The sequence below is a fragment of the Micromonospora ureilytica genome (genome assembly GCF_015751765.1).
In the GTDB taxonomy this organism is placed as follows: Bacteria; Actinomycetota; Actinomycetes; order Mycobacteriales; family Micromonosporaceae; genus Micromonospora; species Micromonospora ureilytica.
On sequence record NZ_JADOTX010000001.1, the window covers coordinates 3,020,254 to 3,039,476 of the forward strand.

General features: G+C 73.0%; 17 protein-coding genes. 3 read left to right on the forward strand and 14 right to left on the reverse strand.

Going from position 1 to position 19,223, the window contains the following annotated elements:
- Nucleotide 1: 1 nt before the first annotated feature.
- A complete protein-coding gene (gene rpe, locus IW248_RS13490) occupies nucleotides 2–682 on the reverse strand; it encodes a ribulose-phosphate 3-epimerase (RefSeq protein WP_124821265.1) in 681 nt (226 codons plus the stop codon).
- A gap of 254 nt (nucleotides 683–936) precedes the next feature.
- Here rpe and IW248_RS13495 point away from each other — a divergent pair, with 254 nt between their 5' ends.
- Together IW248_RS13495 and IW248_RS13500 are read left to right on the forward strand one after the other, a co-directional pair.
- Nucleotides 937–1,830 carry a septum formation family protein gene (locus IW248_RS13495; RefSeq protein WP_196927263.1) on the forward strand — a complete coding sequence of 298 codons (894 nt, stop codon included), beginning with the start codon at nucleotides 937–939 and terminating at the stop codon, nucleotides 1,828–1,830.
- Nucleotides 1,831–1,912: 82 nt separating this feature from the next.
- Nucleotides 1,913–2,803, forward strand: a complete 891-nt coding sequence (locus IW248_RS13500) for a septum formation family protein (protein WP_196927264.1) — start codon at nucleotides 1,913–1,915, stop codon at nucleotides 2,801–2,803.
- 50 nt (nucleotides 2,804–2,853) lie between these two features.
- Here the strand turns inward: IW248_RS13500 and IW248_RS13505 are convergent, their stop codons facing one another.
- The 4 genes from IW248_RS13505 to IW248_RS13520 form a co-directional block, all read right to left on the reverse strand.
- Complete coding sequence (locus IW248_RS13505; protein ID WP_196930180.1) at nucleotides 2,854–4,332, reverse strand: RsmB/NOP family class I SAM-dependent RNA methyltransferase; 1,479 nt, start codon at nucleotides 4,330–4,332, stop codon at nucleotides 2,854–2,856.
- Nucleotides 4,287–5,213 (reverse strand): methionyl-tRNA formyltransferase, encoded by a 927-nt coding sequence (gene fmt / locus IW248_RS13510; RefSeq protein WP_196927265.1) that lies wholly within the window; start codon nucleotides 5,211–5,213, stop codon nucleotides 4,287–4,289. Before fmt ends, IW248_RS13505 begins: the two co-directional genes overlap by 46 nt.
- Nucleotides 5,214–5,218: 5 nt before the next feature.
- Nucleotides 5,219–5,776 carry a peptide deformylase gene (gene def / locus IW248_RS13515; RefSeq protein WP_196927266.1) on the reverse strand — a complete coding sequence of 186 codons (558 nt, stop codon included), beginning with the start codon at nucleotides 5,774–5,776 and terminating at the stop codon, nucleotides 5,219–5,221.
- An 87-nt stretch (nucleotides 5,777–5,863) separates the two neighbouring features.
- Nucleotides 5,864–8,299 (reverse strand): ATP-binding protein, encoded by a 2,436-nt coding sequence (locus IW248_RS13520; RefSeq protein WP_307787935.1) that lies wholly within the window; start codon nucleotides 8,297–8,299, stop codon nucleotides 5,864–5,866.
- 298 nt (nucleotides 8,300–8,597) lie between these two features.
- On the opposite strand from IW248_RS13520, the gene IW248_RS13525 reads away from it, so the two are divergent.
- Nucleotides 8,598–9,878 carry a chymotrypsin family serine protease gene (locus tag IW248_RS13525; protein WP_196927268.1) on the forward strand — a complete coding sequence of 427 codons (1,281 nt, stop codon included), beginning with the start codon at nucleotides 8,598–8,600 and terminating at the stop codon, nucleotides 9,876–9,878.
- Nucleotides 9,879–9,958: 80 nt separating this feature from the next.
- On the opposite strand, the gene IW248_RS13530 is transcribed toward IW248_RS13525, so the two are convergent.
- The 9 genes from IW248_RS13530 to IW248_RS13570 form a co-directional block, all read right to left on the reverse strand.
- Nucleotides 9,959–10,942: an AAA family ATPase gene (locus tag IW248_RS13530; protein ID WP_196927269.1), complete on the reverse strand. Its 984-nt coding sequence runs from the start codon at nucleotides 10,940–10,942 to the stop codon at nucleotides 9,959–9,961.
- 201 nt (nucleotides 10,943–11,143) lie between these two features.
- Nucleotides 11,144–13,117 (reverse strand): primosomal protein N', encoded by a 1,974-nt coding sequence (locus IW248_RS13535; protein ID WP_196930181.1) that lies wholly within the window; start codon nucleotides 13,115–13,117, stop codon nucleotides 11,144–11,146.
- Nucleotides 13,114–14,307: a methionine adenosyltransferase gene (gene metK / locus IW248_RS13540; RefSeq protein WP_124821257.1), complete on the reverse strand. Its 1,194-nt coding sequence runs from the start codon at nucleotides 14,305–14,307 to the stop codon at nucleotides 13,114–13,116. The genes IW248_RS13535 and metK overlap by 4 nt, the downstream gene beginning before the upstream one ends.
- 87 nt (nucleotides 14,308–14,394) lie before the next feature.
- A complete protein-coding gene (coaBC, locus tag IW248_RS13545) occupies nucleotides 14,395–15,603 on the reverse strand; it encodes a bifunctional phosphopantothenoylcysteine decarboxylase/phosphopantothenate--cysteine ligase CoaBC (protein WP_196927270.1) in 1,209 nt (402 codons plus the stop codon).
- A 14-nt stretch (nucleotides 15,604–15,617) separates the two neighbouring features.
- Entirely contained in the window at nucleotides 15,618–15,881 is a 264-nt protein-coding gene (gene rpoZ / locus IW248_RS13550; protein WP_030335666.1) for a DNA-directed RNA polymerase subunit omega, read from the reverse strand.
- Nucleotides 15,882–15,945: 64 nt separating this feature from the next.
- Nucleotides 15,946–16,479, reverse strand: a complete 534-nt coding sequence (locus IW248_RS13555) for a nucleoside/nucleotide kinase family protein (protein WP_196927271.1) — start codon at nucleotides 16,477–16,479, stop codon at nucleotides 15,946–15,948.
- 25 nt (nucleotides 16,480–16,504) lie between these two features.
- Nucleotides 16,505–16,822, reverse strand: a complete 318-nt coding sequence (mihF, locus tag IW248_RS13560; RefSeq protein ID WP_030335662.1) for an integration host factor, actinobacterial type — start codon at nucleotides 16,820–16,822, stop codon at nucleotides 16,505–16,507.
- 178 nt (nucleotides 16,823–17,000) lie between these two features.
- Nucleotides 17,001–17,837 carry an orotidine-5'-phosphate decarboxylase gene (pyrF, locus tag IW248_RS13565; protein ID WP_196927272.1) on the reverse strand — a complete coding sequence of 279 codons (837 nt, stop codon included), beginning with the start codon at nucleotides 17,835–17,837 and terminating at the stop codon, nucleotides 17,001–17,003.
- Between the two features lie 73 nt (nucleotides 17,838–17,910).
- Nucleotides 17,911–19,185 carry an adenosylmethionine--8-amino-7-oxononanoate transaminase gene (locus tag IW248_RS13570; protein WP_196927273.1) on the reverse strand — a complete coding sequence of 425 codons (1,275 nt, stop codon included), beginning with the start codon at nucleotides 19,183–19,185 and terminating at the stop codon, nucleotides 17,911–17,913.
- Nucleotides 19,186–19,223: the final 38 nt, after the last annotated feature.

Here is a 19,223-nt window from a genome sequence, read left to right on the forward strand (position 1 = left end):
CTCAGGCCCCGGGAGCCGCGCGTTCCGCCAGTGCCCGCAGGTGGCGTACCGCCTCCGCCGGATCGGCGGCCCCGTACACGGCGGTGCCGGCCACGAACGCGTCGGCACCCGCGGCGGCTGCCTGCTCGATGGTGTCGGCGGCGATCCCGCCGTCCACCTCGATGCGCAGCTCCAGGTGCCCGGCCGACACGTGCCGCCGGGCCGTCTGCACCTTCTCCAGCATCTGCGGAATGAACCGCTGCCCACCGAAGCCGGCCTTGATCGTCATGATCAGCAGGGTGTCGAAGCTGGGCAGCAGGTCCAGGTAGGGCTCGATCGGGGTGTCCCGATCGATGGCCAGGCCCGCCTTCGCACCGGCCGAGCGCAGATCCTTGGCCAACGCCACCGGGTCGTCCGACGCCTCCGCGTGGAAGGTGACGTTGTACGCCCCCGCGTCGGCGTACCCGGGCGCCCACCGGCGCGGGTCCTCGATCATCAGGTGCACGTCGAAGGGCATCGCCGTGACAGCGCGCAGGCTCTGCACCACGGGCAGCCCAATGGTCAGGTTCGGCACGAAGTGGTTGTCCATCACGTCGACGTGCAACCAGTCCGCGGCGTCCTCGACGGCACGGACCTCTTCGGCGAGTCGGGCGAAATCGGCGGCCAGGATGCTCGGCGCGACGATCGGCGGCGGTACGGTCACGGGGCCAGTGTACGAACGTGGCCACCCGCCACCCGCATCGCGCCACCTTCGGGGACGCGCTGTGACCCAGTAGTGACCAGTGGTGCAGAATTGGGCGCTCCGGACCCCCGAATCCGGACGAACAGACATCAGCGACTGGCCGATCGACGGAAACGCGACGACACTCCAACCGGGACGGTGCCATAGGCTGCACGCCCGCCGGGGTTTCGCCGCGGGGCGCGGTGACCGGCCGCCAGCTCCCGGGAGGGCGGACGATGCGACGGTGGCTTCCAGCGCTGGTGCTGGCCGGCGTCACCACGATGCTGCTGCTGACCGGCTGCGCGCCGGCGCGGGGCGCGGACGGTGATCTCACCGACGACTGGCCGACGCTGCGGGTGCCGAAGCCGTTCACCCCCGCCACCGACACCTGTCTGCCGCGGATCGCCACTGTGGTGCAGGCCAGCACGTACGAGACGGTGGACTGCGCGCGTAACCACCTGGCCGAGACCATCCACGTCGGCACCTTCGTCGGGCCCGACGCGCTGACCGAGACCCGACCGGAACCCGGGTCGTCGGCGCTGCGCACGGCTCGCGCCGAGTGCGACCAGCGAGCCCGACAGGTGCTCGGCGGTGACTGGCACACGGCCCGACTCGCGCTGTCCCTCGCGCTGCCGTCCGCACCCGCGTGGACCGGCGGCGCCCGCTGGTTCCGCTGCGACCTCAGCGAGACCGGCAGCATCGACAACACCCGCGCGGTGAACCGCACCGGCAGCCTTCGCGGAGCCCTGATCGGCGACACGCCCCTGACGCACCGCTGCTTCGATCCCAAGCTGATCGGCGACAACCTCAACTACATGGCGCCGGTGCTCTGCACCGAGCCGCACCGCGCCGAGTTCGTGGGCGTCTACGAGGAGGGGGACCTGAGCTGGGCGGACTTCGCCAAGTCCGCCGAGCAGGCGCACCGGCGCTGCATGGCGCTGATCGCCGAGTACGCGGCGGTACCCAACAACAGCGAGCTGCCGTACCGGGCCGGGTCCATCTACTACCCACCCTCGCAGCGGGAGTGGGAGGAGGGCGACCGTGGAGTGCGCTGTTTCCTGTGGAGCGACGACCGCAAACTCACCCGCTCCATGCGCGGCGCCGGCCCGGAGGGACTGCCCGCGATCTGAGCATCGGTGCCGTATGCTGCTGCGCCGTGGCGCTATCGACCGGCTGGGTCCGGTCGGGGGCCAGCAGCGGCGGGAGGTCGGGATGCGACGGTGGTTGGCGGCGTTCGCCGGGGGTGGGGCACTGGCCCTGGCGCTGGCCGGGTGCGGCGCACCCGCCGGACTCGACCGTGACCTCATCGACGACTGGCCGGCGCCCGTCGCGGCGCAGCAGTTCGTCCCCGCCGCCGACGTCTGCCACCACAGCTCCCAGCAGGTCGGCTTCCTGACCGGCTACAACCCGACGGCGTGCACCGAGTCGCACCGGGTGGAGACCATGCACGTCGGCACCCTCACCGGCCCGGGCGCCACGGGCGGCACTCCCCCGCAGCCCGGCTCGGCCGGCATGCGGGCCGCACAGGCCGGGTGCGACACCGCCGTCAACAAGGCGGTGGGCGCCGACTGGCGTTCCGGGCGGCTCGGCCTGACCGTCGTGCTGCCGTCACCGCAGGCCTGGTCGGGCGGGGCCCGCTGGTACCGCTGCGACGTCACCGAGATCGCCAGCATCGACGACACCGCCGTCGACCTGCGCACCGGCAGCCTCCGCGGCGCGCTGTCCGGCGCGGCGCCGCTGGCGTACCGCTGCTTCAACCCGAAGCTGGTCAAGGACGACATCGACGAGATGAAGCCGGTCTCCTGCACCGCCAAGCACCACGCCGAGTTCGTCGGCGTCTGGCAGGCCCCGGACGTCAGTTACGCCGAGTTCACCCGCAGCATCAAGCAGACCCACCGGGCCTGCCAGACGATGATCGCCAAGTACGCCAAGGTTCCGGACAACTCCCAGCTCGACTTCCGCGCCGGGACGATCTACTACCAGCCGTACGAGGAGGAGTGGCGCAACGGCAACCGGGGCGTGCAGTGCTTCCTCTGGATCTCCGACCGGAACCTGACCCGGTCGATGAAGAACGCCGGCACCAAGGGTCTTCCGGTCACCTGAGCGCCGCGTCCGGCCAGTCGGGTCACCGACCGGCCGGACGCAGGGTCGGGTCAGCCTCGGCGCAGGACGGCGAGGAACATCGCGTCGGTGCCATGCCGGTGTGGCCAGAGCTGCACGGTCGGCCCGTCGCCGAGACCGGGCATGCCGGCCGGCAGCAGCGGCCGGGCGTCCACGAAGTCCACCGGAACCCCGCTGCGGCGGGCCGCCTCGGTCACCGTCACGTGCGTCTCGACGGTGTGCGGCGAGCAGGTGACATAGGCGACCAGGCCACCCGGGCGGACCGCCCGCAACGCCGCGCCGAGCAACTCCCGTTGCAGCCGGGTCAGCGGCGGGAGGTCGGACGGCTGGCGACGCCAGCGCGACTCCGGCCGACGACGCAGCGACCCCAGCCCGGTACACGGTGCGTCGACCAGCACCCGGTCGAAGTGCTGCTCCGGCAGCTTCGGGTCGCCGCCGACCTCACGGCCGTCCATGGTCAGCACGGCCACCGGCAGGTCCCGGGTCGCCAGGGAGACCAGCCGGGCGCGGTGCTCGGCCACCTCCACCGCTGTCACCCGGGCGCCCCGCTGCGCGGCCAGCGCGCCGAGCAGCCCGGCCTTGCCACCCGGGCCGGCGCACAGGTCCAGCCAACGCCCGTCCGGGCCGTCCAACGGCGCGTCGGCGAGCGCTGTCGCCACCAACTGGGAGCCCTCGTCCTGGACGTGGGCCCGGCCGTCGACCACCGCCGGGATGTCACCCGGCGCGCCACCGGGCAGATAGACGGCGTACGGCGAGAAGGCACCGGGCGCACCGCCGACCTGGTCGGCCAGCTCGACCGGGTCGATCAGCCCCGGCCGCGCGCACAGGTGCACCGGCGGGCGCTCATTGTCCTCGATCAGGAGGCGCTCCGTCTCACCCAGATCGCCGCCGAGCGCCTCGGAGAACGCCCGCACGATCCACTGCGGGTGGCTGTACGCCAACGCGAGGTGCCCGACCGGGTCGGTCTCCATCGGTGGGGCGAGCTTGGCCACCCAGGCGTCCGCGTCACGGGTGGACACCTCGCGCAGCACCGCGTTGGCGAAGCCGGTCGCGCCCGGTGCGACCGAACGGACCAGATCCACAGTCGACGAGACCGCGGCGTGCGCCGGCACCCGGGTGTGCAGCAGCTGGTACGCCCCGATCCGCAGCGCGTCGCGTACCGGCGGGTCGATCCGGGCCACGTCCCGGCCGGCGGCGTCGGTCAGGATCGCGTCCAACGTGCCCAGGTGGCGCAGGGTGCCGTAGGTCAGCTCGGTGGCGAAGGCCGCGTCCCGACCGAACAGCCCCTCCTCCCGCAGGATGATGGGCAGCACCAGGTTGGCGAACGCGTCGTCACGGTGCACCGCCGCCACCGCCTCGTACGCGGCGCGGCGCGGTCGGTCCAGCGGTGGTCGGACCGGGCGACGATCCCCGCCACGGCCCGTCGACGGGCCGGAGCGCGTCGGTCGGGTTCCCTCCGGTGCCGTCACGCGAAGTCCTCTCCAGTGCCGACCCGGACGCCGCGCGCCCAGTCGGTAGCGTCCATCGCCCGCTTGCCCGCGGCGCGGACCTCACCGAGACGTACCGGCACTGTCGCCGTGCCGGCCAGCACCCGGGACTTCTCCACCAGCAACTCCCCCGGCTTCAGCTCGGGGCCGTCGGGCACCGGGACGACCGGGCCGAGCTTCACCCGCTCGTCGCGGAACGTGGTCCAGCCGCCCGGCGCCGGGGTGCAGGCCCGGATCCGCCGATCGACGGCGAAGGCCGGGTCACTCCAGCGCACCCGCGCGTCGTCCACGCTCAGCTTCGGCGCCAGCGACACCCCGTCGGCGGGCTGCGGCTCGGCGCGGGCGGTGCCGTCGGCGATCGCGTCGAGCACCGCCACCAGCAGCCCGGCGCCGGAATCGGCGAGCCGACCCAACAGGTCACCGGAGGTGTCGGCGGCGCGGATCTCGTCGGTCAGTGTGCCGTAGACCGGGCCGGTGTCCAGGCCCTCCTCCAACTGGAAGACGCTGGCCCCGGTCAGTTCGTCACCGTGCAGCACGGCATGCTGCACGGGCGCGGCGCCACGCCACGCGGGCAGCAGGGAGAAGTGCAGGTTGATCCAGCCGTGCCGGGGGATCTCCAGGGCCGCCGGTGGCACCAGCGCGCCGTAGGCGACCACCGGCACGCAGTCCGGCTCCAGCTCGCGCAGCCGATCGAGGAACTCCGGCTCGCGGGGACGGGCCGGCGTGAGCACCTCGACGCCGTGCTCGTCGGCCCACGCGCCGACCGGGGAGCGGGACAGACCCCGCCCACGCCCGGCGGGCGCGTCGGGCCGGGTGACCACGGCCACCAGCTCGTGGCGGGAGGCGGCGACGGCGGCCAGTGCGGGAACGGCGACGGCCGGCGTACCGGCGAAGATCACGCGCATCCGGGTCAGCGCCCCAGACCGAAGGGGTCGCTGATGTGCGGGCTGAGCTTTACCGTGGGCGGGGCCGCCGCGTCGTACCACTCGGCCTGGCGGATCACCTTCATGGCTTCCTTGCGTCCCTCCGGGTCCAGTCGGTCCAGGAAGAGCACCCCGTCGAGGTGGTCGGTCTCGTGCTGCACGCAGCGCGCCATCAGACCGGTGCCGACGATCTGCATCGGGTCGCCGAACGAGCTGAAGCCCTTGGCGACGACATTCTGCCGACGCTTGGTGTCGAAGTAGAGCCCGGGGATCGACAGGCAGCCCTCCGGGCCGTCCTGCTCCTCCTCGTCGGGGAACTCCAACACGGGGTTGATCAGGTGCCCGAGGACGTCGTCGACGTCGAAGGTGAACACCCGCAGGCTCACACCGAGCTGCGGCGCGGCCAGGCCGGCGCCGTTCTGCTCACGCATCGTGTCGGTGAGGTCGGCGACGAGCCGACGTAGCTCGGCGTCGAAGTTGACCACCGGATCGGCCGGCGTGCGCAGCACCGGATCCCCAAACAGACGGATGGGCTGGACGGTCACGCGGGACGGCTCCTTCTTGCGGTGGGACGAGCTATGCGGTGACCAGTCTACGGAGTGCCCGGCTGGACACCGGCCAGCGCACCTCGGTCACCCACCGCCGGTGTGCCCAGCGTCACCGGCGGGCAGCCCGGCCAGCAGGTCACGCACCCGCTCGGCGTCCGGGTGGCCGAGATCGTCGAGGATGGCCAGGGCACGCCGCCACGTACGCGCGGCAGCGGCGGTGTCCCCCACCGCCTGCCAGCTCTGGCCGAGCCGGGACAGGGTGTCCGCCTCGTCGTAGCGGTCGCTGACCCGCCGGTACAGCCCGAGCGCCCGCTGGAAACAGCGGATCGCCGCACGGTGGTCACCCAACCGGGCGTTTATGAAGCCGAGGCTGTCCCAGGTGTTCGCCTCACCGTGCCGGTCACCTGTCGTCCGCAGCAACGCCAACGCCTCCTGGCAGTGCGCGAGCGCCGGCTCGTACTGCCCGAGCTGGGCGTGCGCCCAACCCACCGCGTTGCGGGCGCTGGCCTCCCCGGAGACGTGGCCGGCGGCCCGGTACAGCGCCAGGGCCCGCTCGCTCTGCTCCAGCGACTCGGCGTGCCGGCCGAGTCCGTCGAGCATCGCGCCGAACGCCCGGTGGGTGCGCGCCTGCCCGGTGTGGTCCCCCAGCTCCGCGAAGATCACCAGGGCCTGGCGGTAGTTTGTCGCCGCCTCGTCCACCCGACCCAGCCGGGACAGCACCCGGGCGAGGTCACGGTGGGCGTTCGCCTGCCCGGGTCGGTCGCCGGCCCGCCGCGCCCCGGCCAGGGCGTTCCCCTGGGCCACCGCCAGGTCCGGCCAACGTCCCCGGCGTTGCAGGAAGTCCACGAGTGTCCAGGCCAACTGCCAGGCGTGGCCGTCGAACCCGGCCCGCCTCGCGTGGGCGACCGCCGCCAGCAGCACCGGATACTCGACGCTGAACCAGGCGAGCGCCTGACCGTGGTCGGTGATCTCCTCGGGCACCACGCCCGGTGCGGCGGCAGCGAGGGTGACCGGGTCCCGGCCCGGTTGCAGCAGCAGCGCCGCCGCGTGCGCGGTGTGCAGGTAGTGGTCCAGCCCGCGCCGGATCGCGGCCCGCCGGGCCGGTGCCGGTTCGAGACGTTCGACCTGCTCGGCCGCGTACGCCCGGAGCAGGTCGTGCGCGCCGAACCGGCCGGGGGCGTGCTCGGTGACGAGGTGCGCGTGGGCCAGCTCGGCCAGCAGTCGGGGCGCCTGGGCCCGGGGCAGCCCGGCCAGACTGGCCGCCGCCGCGAACCCGATGTCCGGCCCCGGATGGCAGCCGAAGAGCCGGAACAGGCGGGCCGCCTCCGGCGTCAGGCTCCGGTACGACCAGGAGAAGACGGCCTGCACGTCGGTGCCGGCGTCCCCTCCGTCGAACGAGTCGAGTGGTCGCGGCGCCGCCCGCAGTTCGGCCGCGAGGGTGGCCAGCGGGAACGTCGGCTTCTCCGCACCTCTCGCGGCGAGCACGGCCAGCGCCAACGGCAGCCGCGCGCACCGCTCGATGATCTCGTCCACCGCCTGCGGCTCGGCCGCCAACCGGTCCGGGCCGAGCCGTCGGGCCAACAGTTGCCAGGCCTCGGCGGTGGTGAGCAGGTCGACGCCGATCGGCCGGGCGCCCTCGGCGGCGATCAGGCCGGCGAGCCGGTTGCGGCTGGTGACCAGGACCAGGCAGCTCTGACTGCCGACCAGCAGGTGCCGTACCTGGTCGGCGTCACGGGCGTTGTCCAGCAGCACCAGCATCCGGCGGCCGGCGAGCAGGCTGCGGTAGAGGCCGACCTGCGCGGGCAGGTGGGTGGGGATTCGTTCGGGCGGCACCTCGAGGGCCTCCAGGAAGCCCCGAACCGCCTCGACGGCCGTCACCACAGTTCCGCTGGAGTCGAACCCCCGCAGGTCGACGTAGAGCTGGCCGTCCGGGAAACGGTCGGCGACCCGGTGCGCCCAGTTGACCGCGAGGGTCGTCTTGCCGACCCCGGCCGTGCCGGACAACGTCATGACGGTGACCGACGCCACGCCGTCGTCCCCGGGTGCCACCGCGCGAGCGCACTCGGCATCGAGCTGGGCGAGTTGGGCCGCGCGTCCGACGAACCCGGGCAGTGCCGGGGGCAGTTGGCGGGGCACCGGGAATCGGGGGGACGTGGCACCGGGGCGCGGGCCGCCCGCCCGGGCCCGAACGACAGCCCGCCCGGTGGTCGCGTGGTCCCGGTTCGGGCGTCGACGTCGCTCCTCGACCCGGTCCCGCGCGGTGGCCAGCACCCCCTGCTCGGCGGGGGTCGCGCCGAGCAGTCGGATGAGGGCGTCGAACCGCTCCGGCGGCGGCAGGATGTTGCCGGCGAAGTACTCCCCGATGATCCCGCGCGACCAGCCGGTCTTCGCGGCCAACTGCCGGTACGTCAGCAGGGTCTCGCCCTGTTGCCGGGCCTCGCGGCGACGCAGCTGGCGCAGCAACCCGGCCAGTTCCGGCAGTGTCTGTGCCTCGCTGGCAGCGCGGGCCAGCTCGAACACCGCGGGTGACCCATGTGACGTCTGATGAGTGCCGGACGGTATCCACTGCTCGGACATGCGGCCCCCACCCCCGGTGATCCGGCCCCCCGGATACGCACGGGCAGGGTAATTCCGGGCCGGCGCCGCTCGATAGAAGATTGCCAATGTATGACAGTTCCACTGCGGAGCGTCACCCCGTCCGGCGGTGTCCAACGGTGTCCAGTCCCGTCCAGGATCCGCCCCGTGGTGCCAACGCCCCTGCCACCGTCCTGGTGCGGGCCCAGCCCGCTCCACGATCCCCTGGGGGAAGAGGTACCCGATGATCCGTCCACACCCGACCACCCGACGCCCCGTCATGATGCTGCGTCGACTCGCCGTCACCGCGATCGGTCTCACGCTGCTCGCCGCGGGCATGACCGCCACCCCGGCCGCCGCCGCACCGGGCGGCAAGGCCGCCACCACCGGATCCTTCGTCGACAACACACCGGTGCCCGGCGGCTTCGCCTCCTGGTCGGAGCTGCTCGGGCTGCAGCAGCGCATGAACACCGCCGCCGCACGGATCACGAAGGCCGCCGAGCGCAACGCGAACTCCGGCTTCGCCGGAATCGTCGCCGATCCCACCACCCGGCACCTCCAGGTCTACTGGAAGGGCGAGCCGCCGGCCAACCTGGTGGCCACCACCCGGGCCACCGTCGCCACCAAGGTGCTGTCCGCCCCGTACTCGCAGCGGGAACTCGTCGCCGCGGCCGACCGGCTGCGGGCCAAGGTCGGCAACCAGATCACCACGGTCGGGCCACGCGCCGACGGCGCCGGCCTGCTCGTCGGCACCCAGGACGGTCTGCTCGGCGCGTCGGCACTCGCCGGCGTCCCGGTGACCGTGCAGACCGGGGTCGCCGCCGCGCCGGCCACCCGGTGGGACGACTCGGCGCCGTGGTGGGGTGGCGCCGCGTGGCGCAACACCGCGACCGGCGGTGGCTGCTCGACCGGCTTCGGCGTCTACCAGGGCGGGGTGACGCGGGTGCTCTCCGCCGCGCACTGCGCCAACATCAACGTCCTGGCGACCGACCCGACCGGGCAGACGATCGGCACCGTCGGCACCCGCAACGTCGGCACCGACACCCTGCTGCTCAACGGCAGCGGCGGTGGCCGGGTCTTCAACAACAGCACCAATGCGGCCGGCCAGGTGGTCAGTGAGTTCAACAACCAGGTGATCGGCGCGACGGCCAGCCAGGTCGGCAACTGGGTTTGCACCTCCGGCGCGTACTCCGGCACCCGCTGCTCGATCCAGGTGAAGGCCCGCAACCTGTGCATCAACGTGCGCAACTTCGGCACGGTCTGCGGTCAGGTGCAGGCGGAGAACACCACCCGCACCAACGCCGTCGGTCAGGGTGACAGCGGCGGCCCGGTGGAGATCGTGAACGCGGCGAACACCCTCCAGGTCTGGGCGACCGGGACCAACACCGCCATCGACGACACCAACACCTCGGTGGCCTGTACCGGCTACGTCCCCACCGGTCGGGTCTGCGCCTGGCGGTTCTACTACGAGGACATCTTCTCGGGCATGGCCGGCGTCGGCGCCTCGGGCGTCGTCCTCGGCTGAGCCGTCCCGGCCACCGCCGTACGACTCAAAGGCCGGGCCGGCGCGCGTACCCCGCGCGTCGGCCCGGCCTCGCGCCGGGTTCAGACGCTGGCGCCCGGGTCCCCCGCGAGCACCGCGTCGCCGCGCAGCAGCGCCGGCTCGGGCAGCGGCAGCTGGATCTTGTGGGCCGCCTCCCAGTCGTAGATCAGGCCGGGGCGCACCTGGGCGGCGAAGTAGTCGATCGCGGTCATCCCACCCACGACCGGCTCGTCGACCTCGGCGACCAGTTGGGCCGGGACCAGGGAAAACCCGTTCTGCAGCGCGGCGCTGAGGCGGCGGTGACCGTCGACGACGAAGAAGTACTCGCCGGTGAACCCGATCTTCAACGGCTCGAGGGCCTCGTCGCCGGCCTCGGCCACCCCACCGACGAAGTCGGTGTCCCACAGACCCCGCAGGGTGGCGATGTCCTCGGTCGGGTAGACCCGGGCCGGGTCCAGCAGCAGCAGCGGCGGCGCGTCGCGCAGCACCTCGGCGCCGAGCGTGCCCTCGTACGCGGCCACGATGTGCTCGATCACCTCGCCCGCGGACGCCCGGGTGGTGTCACAGATCAGGTCATAGTTGCGCAGACGGGCCTTGTCCACCCCGTAACGGATGATGAACCGGCTCCGCTCGCTCGAGCTGCGTTCACGGAGCTTGGCCTTGGCCTCGTCCAGGGAGGCGTAGCTCTCCGCCGGCCCGGAAGGCCGGGCGAGAACCCGACGGGCCGCCTCACCCGGCTCGGTGATCATGTGCACCTTGAGCGCGTCGGTGAAGAAGTGCCAGGCCAGCCGGGAGTCCATCACGAGGCGCTCACCGGAGGCGGCGATGTCCCGCTGGAGCTGGTCGACGTATCCGTCCACGGCCTGGTCGAGCTCGGCGTGCAGGTTGAGCTGCAGGGCGGTCATCTGCCGCTGCTGCGCCATCTCCCGGTAGAGGTCCCCCACGCTGACCCGGCGCATGCCGAGCCGCTTGGCGATCTCGACCGACACGGTGCTCTTGCCGCTGCCGAGGTCGCCGTTGAAGACGATCGATTGTCCAACGGTCACGACTGGTCCACCCCTGATCACCGGCTCATTGACATCATCGACCTCGCGCGCGGCTGACGCTCCGTGGCGACCTGGAGCCCGTCGTACGCCTCGGCATGACGGGCGATGCTACCACTCGGACGCCACCGCTCTGCCGGACGCGGTGTGCGAGGACCACCCCAGCGGGAGAGGTCCGTCACCGCCGGCACCGGCCGAAACTCCTCAGAACAGGCTCAGCGGATCGACCTGGAGACGAACCGGATCGGCGGCCTTGCGGGCGGCCCGAGCGCCGGCGGCCGAGTGCAACGCCTCGGCGAGCGCGGCAGCCCGGGCCCGGGGCACCCGAACCAACATCCGCTCCCGACCCTCCTCTGCCGGCACCGGCCCGAGCACCTCGGCGTCGTCCGGCAGCCGGGCCGCGGCCAGCAGGTCCGCCACCGCCTCGGCCGCGCCGGTGACGCTCGCCATCCGTACGGCCGGGGGGAAGCCCAGCTCGCGGCGCTCGGCCAACTCCCGACCGGCGAACCAGCCGGCGTCCCAGCGCAGCAGCGCCTGCACCGGGGCGAGCGCGCCGTCGGCGACCACCACCACCCGACCGGCCGGCGCCGGGCGGGCCAGCGCCGCAGCCGCCAGCCAGCGGCGCAGCGCCTCCTCGCCGGCGCGCAGGTCGGCTCGCGTCAGCAGGGCCCACGAGTCGAGCAGCAGCACCGCGCCGTAGCCGCCCTCGGCGACCGGCTCGGCGCCCGGGGTGGCCACCACCAGGGCCGCGCCGCCGGGCACGTCGGTCAGCACCTCCTCGCGCCCGGAGGTGCGCACCGGGACGCCGGGGAACGCCCGGCCCAGCTCCTCGGCGGTCCGCCGGGCGCCGGTCACCGCGGCCCGCAGCCGTCGCCCACCGCACTCCGGACAGGCGTACGCGGCGTCCACCCGGGCGCACCACCGGCAGGACGGGGTGCCGCCGGCCGAGGGCAGCGCGAGCGGGCCGGCGCAGTGCGCGCAGCGGGCCGGGGTGCGGCACTCGGCGCAGGAGATCGACGGCAGGTAGCCGCGTCGGGGCACCTGCACCAGCACCGGCAGGTCCTGCCGGAGCGCGTCACGGGCGGCCGTCCAGGCCAGGCTGGGCAGCCGGGCGGTGGCGGCCCCGGGGTCACGGGCCAGTTGCGGGTCGTCTCCGGTCGGTGCGATGGCCGGGATCCGCGCCCGCACGGTGGCCCGGTCGGCGACCACCTCCGGGGCCCAGCCGGTCTCCACCAGCAGCTGCGCCTCGGCCGTCCGGGCGTACCCGCCGACCAGCGCGCCGGCCTCGGCGAGGTGGGCGCGGGTGAGCAGCACGTCGCGGGCGTGCGGGTAGGGCGCCCGGGGTTCGGAGTGCAGGTCGTCGCCGTCGTCCCAGACGGCGACCAGGCCGAGACTGCCCACCGGGGCGAACATCGCCGCCCGGGTGCCGATCACCACCGGCACCTGTCCACGGCGAGCGGCGAGGAACGCCCGGTACCGCCGGGCCGGGCCGAGCGCGGCGGAGAGGCTGACGTGTCGCCCCGGGCCGAGCACGCCGGTGAGCGCGGCGTCGAGGCGGTCGAGGTCACGCGCGTCGGGCACCACGACCACCGCGCCGCGCCCACCGGCGACGGTGGCCGCCACCGCGTCGGCGTAGCGGGCCGCCCAGTCCTCGCCGGGCAGCGCCGACCAGACCGCGCGGGGCGCCCGGCCGTCGGCGAGCGCCCGCAGCAGGGCCGGGCCGGTGGGGTAGTCGCGCCACCCGCGCGGGTCGACCGCCCCGGTGGGGACGGCCGGCGTGGGCTGGTCGTCCTGGGGCTCCTTCTCCACCCGCGCGTGCCGGGGCGGCACGGCGAGCCGGAGCACGTCGGCGAGGCTGCCCGCGTACCGGTCGGCGACCGCCCGGGCCAGCCGGGCGATCTCGGGGGCCAGCACCGGCTCCGGCGAGACCACCTTCTCCAGGTACGCGAGGCGGCCGGTGTGGCCGGAGTCGTCGGCGCGCGACAGCAACCACCCGTCGACGAGCTGCCCGGCGAAGCGCACCTTCACCCGGGTACCGGGGACCGCCACCTCGTCCAGCTCCGCCGGCACCAGGTAGTCGAACGGCCGGTCCAGGTGCGCCAGTCCGACATCCACGCAGACGCGCGCGACCGGCGACCCGTCCGCGGGTCGCCGGTCGCTGCGCTTGGTGGCGGTCAGGCTCCCGCGGCCGACTTGAGGTCGGCGGCCCGGTCGGTGCTCTCCCAGGTCAGGTCCGGCAGTTCCCGGCCGAAGTGGCCGTACGCGGCGGTCTGCTGGTAGATCGGGCGGAGCAGGTTGAGGTCCCGGATGATCGCGGCCGGACGCAGGTCGAACACCTCGGTGACGGCCTTCTCGATCGAGGAGACGGGCACGGTCTCGGTGCCGAACGTCTCGATGAACAGGCTCACCGGGTGCGCCTTGCCGATGGCGTAGGCGACCTGCGCCTCGCACCGCTCGGCCAGGCCGGCGGCGACCACGTTCTTGGCCACCCAGCGCATCGCGTACGCGGCCGAGCGATCCACCTTGGACGGGTCCTTGCCGGAGAACGCGCCACCACCGTGGCGGGCGTACCCACCGTAGGTGTCAACGATGATCTTGCGGCCGGTCAGCCCGGCGTCACCCATCGGGCCGCCGATCTCGAACCGGCCGGTCGGGTTGACCAGCAGCCGGTAGCCGTCGGTGTCCAGACCGAGGCCCTCCAGCTCCGGGGCGATCACGTGGTCGCGCACGTCCGGGGTGAGCAGCGAGTCCAGTGAGATGTCGGCGGCGTGCTGGCTGGACACGACAACGGTGTTCAGCCGGACCGGGCGCAGCCCCTCGTACTCGATGGTGACCTGGGTCTTGCCGTCCGGCCGCAGGTACGGGATCGTGCCGTCCTTGCGCACCGCCGAGAGGCGGCGGGCCAGCCGGTGGGCGAGCGCGATCGGCAGCGGCATCAGCTCGGGCGTCTCCGAGCAGGCGAAGCCGAACATCATGCCCTGGTCACCGGCGCCCTGTGCGTCGAGCGCGCTCTCCGACGCCCCGGTCCGCAGCTCGAAGGCGTTGTCGACACCCTGCGCGATGTCCTCGGACTGCGCGCCGATGGACACGCTGACCCCGCAGGAGGCGCCGTCGAAGCCCTTCTTCGACGAGTCGTAGCCGATGTCGAGGATGGTCCGGCGGACGATCGTCGGGATGTCGGCGTACGCCTTGGTGGTCACCTCACCGGCGATGTGCACCTGACCGGTGGTGATCATGGTCTCCACCGCCACGCGGCTGTGGGGATCCTCGGTCAGCAGCGCGTCGAGGATGCCATCGCTGATCTGGTCAGCGATCTTGTCCGGGTGGCCTTCCGTGACCGATTCGGACGTGAAGAGACGGCGTGTCACGGCACTCCTAAGCGTGTGAGGTCGTTCCGCGGCAGTCTAATCACCACTGCGGCCGGTGTCGGGATCGGTCGCGCCCTGTTCCACCCGTCAGGAGCGGCCGGGCAGCCGCGCCACGACGAGATCCCAGACGGCGTCGGCCACGGCCTCCTTGGCCTGCTCGGGCAGCCGGCTGACCGAACCGTCCGCGCCGATGACCGTCACCGTGTTGGTGTCGGCGCCGAAGACCAGGTCCGGACCGACCTCGTTGACCACGACCAGGTCGGCCCGCTTCCGGGCGAGTTTCGCCCGACCGTTGGCCTCGGCATCGCCGGTCTCGGCGGCGAACACCACCAGCACCTGTTCTGGTCGCTTGCGCTGGCCGAGCTCCGCCGCGATGTCCGGGTTCGTGACGAGCTCGATGGTGGGCGCGACACCGTCGTCCGACTTCTTGATTTTGCCAGGCGCGTACGTCGCAGGCCGGAAATCGGCCGGAGCCGCCGCCATCACCACCGCGTCGGCCTCGACGGCGGCCTTGACCGTCGCCTCCCGCAGCTCGGCGGTGGTGCCCACCCGGATCAGGTCGACGCCGGCCGGGTCGGCGAGGCCGACGTTGGCCGCGATCACTGTGACCCGGGCGCCCCGGGCCACCGCCGCGCGGGCGAACGCGTACCCCTGCTTGCCCGACGAGCGGTTACCGAGGAAGCGGACCGGGTCCAGGGGCTCGCGGGTGCCACCGGCGGTGACGACCACCCGGCGACCGGTCAGGTCGGCGGGGGCAGAGTCGCCGCGGGCCAGGAGCCGACCGGCGACGGCGAAGATCTCCGCCGGATCGGGCAGCCGACCCTTGCCGGTGTCGGCGCCGGTGAGCCGGCCGACCGCGGGCTCGATGACCCGGACACCCCGGGAGCGCAGCGTGGCGACGTTGGCCACGGTGGCCGGGTGCTCCCACATCTCGGTGTGCATGGCCGGGGCCAGCAGGACCGGGCAGCGGGCGGTCAGCAGGGTGTTGGTCAGCAGGTCGTCGGCGAGGCCGTGCGCGGCCTTGGCGAGCAGGTCGGTGGTGGTCGGCGCGACCACCACCAGGTCGGCCTGCTTACCGAGCCGGACGTGCGGCACCTCGTGGACGTCGGTCCAGACGTCGTCGGCGACCGGTTGACCGGAGAGCGCGGCCCAGGTCGGCGCTCCAACGAACCGGAGCGCCGACGCGGTCGGCACGACCCGAACCCGGTGACCCGATTCGGTGAAGAGTCGCAGCAGCTCGCACGCCTTGTAGGCGGCGATGCCGCCGCCGACCCCGAGGACGATCGAGGCGGACATCGGCCAGCGGGGGCTTACGGCTGGTCGGTCGGCTCGGCGGTGAGCAGGCCCGAGTTGATCTCGCGCATGGCGATCGAGAGGGGCTTCTCCTGCGGGGTGGTCTCGACGAGCGGACCGACGTACTCCAGCAGACCCTCACCGAGCTGGCTGTAGTAGGCGTTGACCTGGCGCGCGCGCTTGGCGGCGAAGATGACCAGCGCGTACTTCGACGTCGTCTTCTCGAGGAGCTCGTCGATCGGCGGGTTGGTGATGCCTTCGGGGTTGGCGATGGATCCCACGAATTAACCTCTGCGTCTTTCGAGCCGCGCGGACGCGGTGCTGAGTCTCAACGGCGGCCGGCTGTCAGCCACGCAGGCGTGACCAGGCCGGATCCGGATAAGAAGAACCGAGTAAGCCTACCAGCTCGTCGACCACCCGTTCGGTGTGGTCGTGCGTCAGCGTGTGCTCGACGATGGCGACCACCGTGGCGTCCGGCGCGTACCCGGGTGGGCTCAGCAGCACCAGCCGGGCATCGGGCAGGCGCGCCCGGACCAGTGGGGCGCCGCGCAGGTCGAGCGGGAGCAGCACCGGCTGCCCGGCGTCGAGCCGAGCGCGCAGTGGTGGGTACGGGGTGCCCCGGCGGTACGAACCGATCCGGGACCACTCCAGCAGCTCGCCGTCGACGATCCGTCGATCGAACTCGGCGGGGGCGAGGAAGACGCGGTCCACCCCGTCGATCTCCGACACCCGGCGCGGCCTGCTGGTCGCCGCGACCGGGATCCACACGGACGGAGAACGCGCCCGGACGAGCTCGACGACACTCTCCCTGCCGGAACCCGAAGGTCCAGCCAGGACAGTGAGCCGAGCCGCCGGGCGCGCCTCGTCATCCGTGCTCACTGCTTGTTTCTACACGCTGCCAGGTTCAGTTGGCGGCGAACTCTCCAAGCAGTGCCTTGCGCTGCTGCTCGCCGAGGCCGCGCAGGCGACGGCTGTCGGCGATCTTGAGCTTCTCCATGATCTGGGTAGCCCGGATCTTGCCGATGCCCGGCATCGCCTGCAGGACGGCCGACACCTTGAGCTTGCCGACGACGTCGTCGCTCTCGGCCCGCTCGAGGACAGCACCGAGGGTGGTCTTGCCCTGCTTGAGCTGCTCCTTCAGCTGAGCACGGGCCTTGCGGATCTCCGCGGCCTTCTCGAGCGCGGCAGCGCGTTGTTCGGGGGTCAGTGACGGGAGCGGCACCAGTTCTCCTCAGGTCCCTATCGCGGCGGGCGGGGCGCACCGCCGCATCTGTGAAACGTGGTGTCGCTGTGAACCAAGGGGTCCATGGTTCCCAGCGCGGGGAAAACTAGCGGCCAACGGAGCTTTCGGCAACGTGGGGGCCGCATGATCACCGTAGAGTGACCGACCCGTCAGTCAGTCACCGGGCAGGCAGGACGGCCCGGCAGTCGACCAACACGCGGTCCGCGGCGGCCCGCAGCGCGGCCACGTCGGGGCCGGCCGAGAGCACTTCCCGGGAGTACGACGGGAGCACCGAGGCGAGGCTCGAACCGAAGACGGTACGCAGATCGGCTGCGCCGGCACCCTGCGCGCCGAGCCCCGGAGCGAGCAGTGGGCCCCCCACACCGGAGAGGTCGTGACCGGTGTCACCGATGGTCGCGCCGACCACCAGACCGAAGCTCCCGAGCGGAGACGCACCCATGTTGAGCTGGGAAATCTCGTCGATCACGGTCTGCGCCACGGTGCGACCGTCGGCCGTGACGGCCCGCTGCACGGCCGCGCCCTCGGGGTTGGAGGTGAGGGCCAGCACGAACACCCCGCCGCCGTGCTCGGCGGCCAGCTCGAACATCGGCGCCAGCGAACCGACCCCGAGGTAGGGGCTCGCGGTGACCGCGTCGACATACATGGGGCTGGATGGGTCGAGATACGCGGCGGCGTACGCGCTCACCGTCGAGCCGATGTCGCCGCGCTTGACGTCGAGCAGAACGAGCGAACCGGCATCGCGTAACTGTCGGATAGTTGACTCAAGAATCGCCACACCTCGGGATCCGAACCGCTCGAAAAAGGCCGACTGAGGCTTGACTACCGCAACCCGGTCACCGAGGGCTTCCACGACGGTCCGGCTGAACCGGTCGAGCCCGTGAACGTCGTCCGGGAGGCCCCACTGAGCCAGCAGACCGGGATGTGGGTCGATGCCCACACAGAGCGGGCCCCGCTCAATGACCGCCCGGTGCAGCCGGGTACCGAAGCTCTCCATCGGAGTGTTCCCCTCTTCTCGTCCGGGCGGCTGCCCCGCCCGGGTAACCCGTCGACCCGGTGACCGGACCGACTCAGCCAGCCGCCACCGCCGCCGCCACCCCGCTCGTGATCCGGGCCAGGTCGACGTCGTCGGTGACGTACGGCGGCATCGTGTAGATCAGGTCGCGGAACGGACGCAGCCACACCCCCTGGGCGACCGCGGCCGCGGTCGCGGCCCCGAGGTCGACCTCGTGATCGAGCTGGACCACGCCGATCGCACCGAGCACCCGTACGTCGACCACGCCCGGGGTGCCACGCAGCGGCTCCAGGCCGGTTCGCAGGCCGGCGCCGACCCTGGCGACCTGGCCGGCCCAGTCCCCGGCCCGCAACAGCCCGATGGAGGCGTTCGCCACCGCGCAGGCCAGGGGGTTGCCCATGAACGTGGGACCGTGCGCCAGCACGCCGGTCGCCGAGATGCCCCGGGCGACCTGCGGGGTGCACAGGGTCGCCGCGAGGGTCAGGTACCCGCCGGTCAGCGCCTTGCCCACGCACAGCACGTCCGGCGTCACCCCGGCGTGCTCGGCGGCGAACATCTCACCGGTACGGCCGAACCCGGTGGCGATCTCGTCGAAGATCAGCAGAATCCCGTGCGCGCGGGTCACCTCGCGCAGCACCCGCAGGTAACCCGGGTGGTGGAAGCGCATCCCGCCGGCGCCTTGGACGACCGGCTCGACGATCACGGCGGCCAGCTCGTCGGCGTGCCGCTCGACCGTCTCCACAAGCGCCGCCACGTACGCGTCGTCGGGCGGATCGGTGAAGCCGCCCGGCGGCACCGGGGCGAACACCTGCCGGGGCAGCACGTCGCCCCACAGGTGGTGCATCCCGCCCTCCGGGTCGCAGACGCTCATCGGGTGGAACGTGTCGCCGTGGTAGCCACCCCGCCAGGTCGCCAGCCGGCGCCGCTGGGGCCGCCCGACGGCCCGCTGGTACTGCAGGCACATCTTCACCGCCACCTCGACGCTGACCGAGCCCGAGTCGGCCAGGAACACGTGCTCCAGGCCGTCCGGGGTCAGCTCGACGAGGGTCCGGGCGAGCCGCACCGCCGGCTCGTGGGTGAGCCCGCCGAACATCACGTGACTCATCCGGCCGAGCTGGTCGGTCACCGCCGCGTCCAGCACCGGGTGCCGGTACCCGTGGATGGCCGCCCACCAGGACGACATCCCGTCCACCAACTCCCGGCCGTCGGCCAGGGTCAGTCGTACCCCCTCGGCGCCGCGCACCACGTACGGCGGGTTGGCCGGCGGCAGCGCGGCGTACGGATGCCAGACGTGCGCCCGGTCAGCGGCCAGAATCTCCTCGGGTGTCACGCGTACTCCTCTGCGCCTCAAGCGGTCCGGACGGCGGA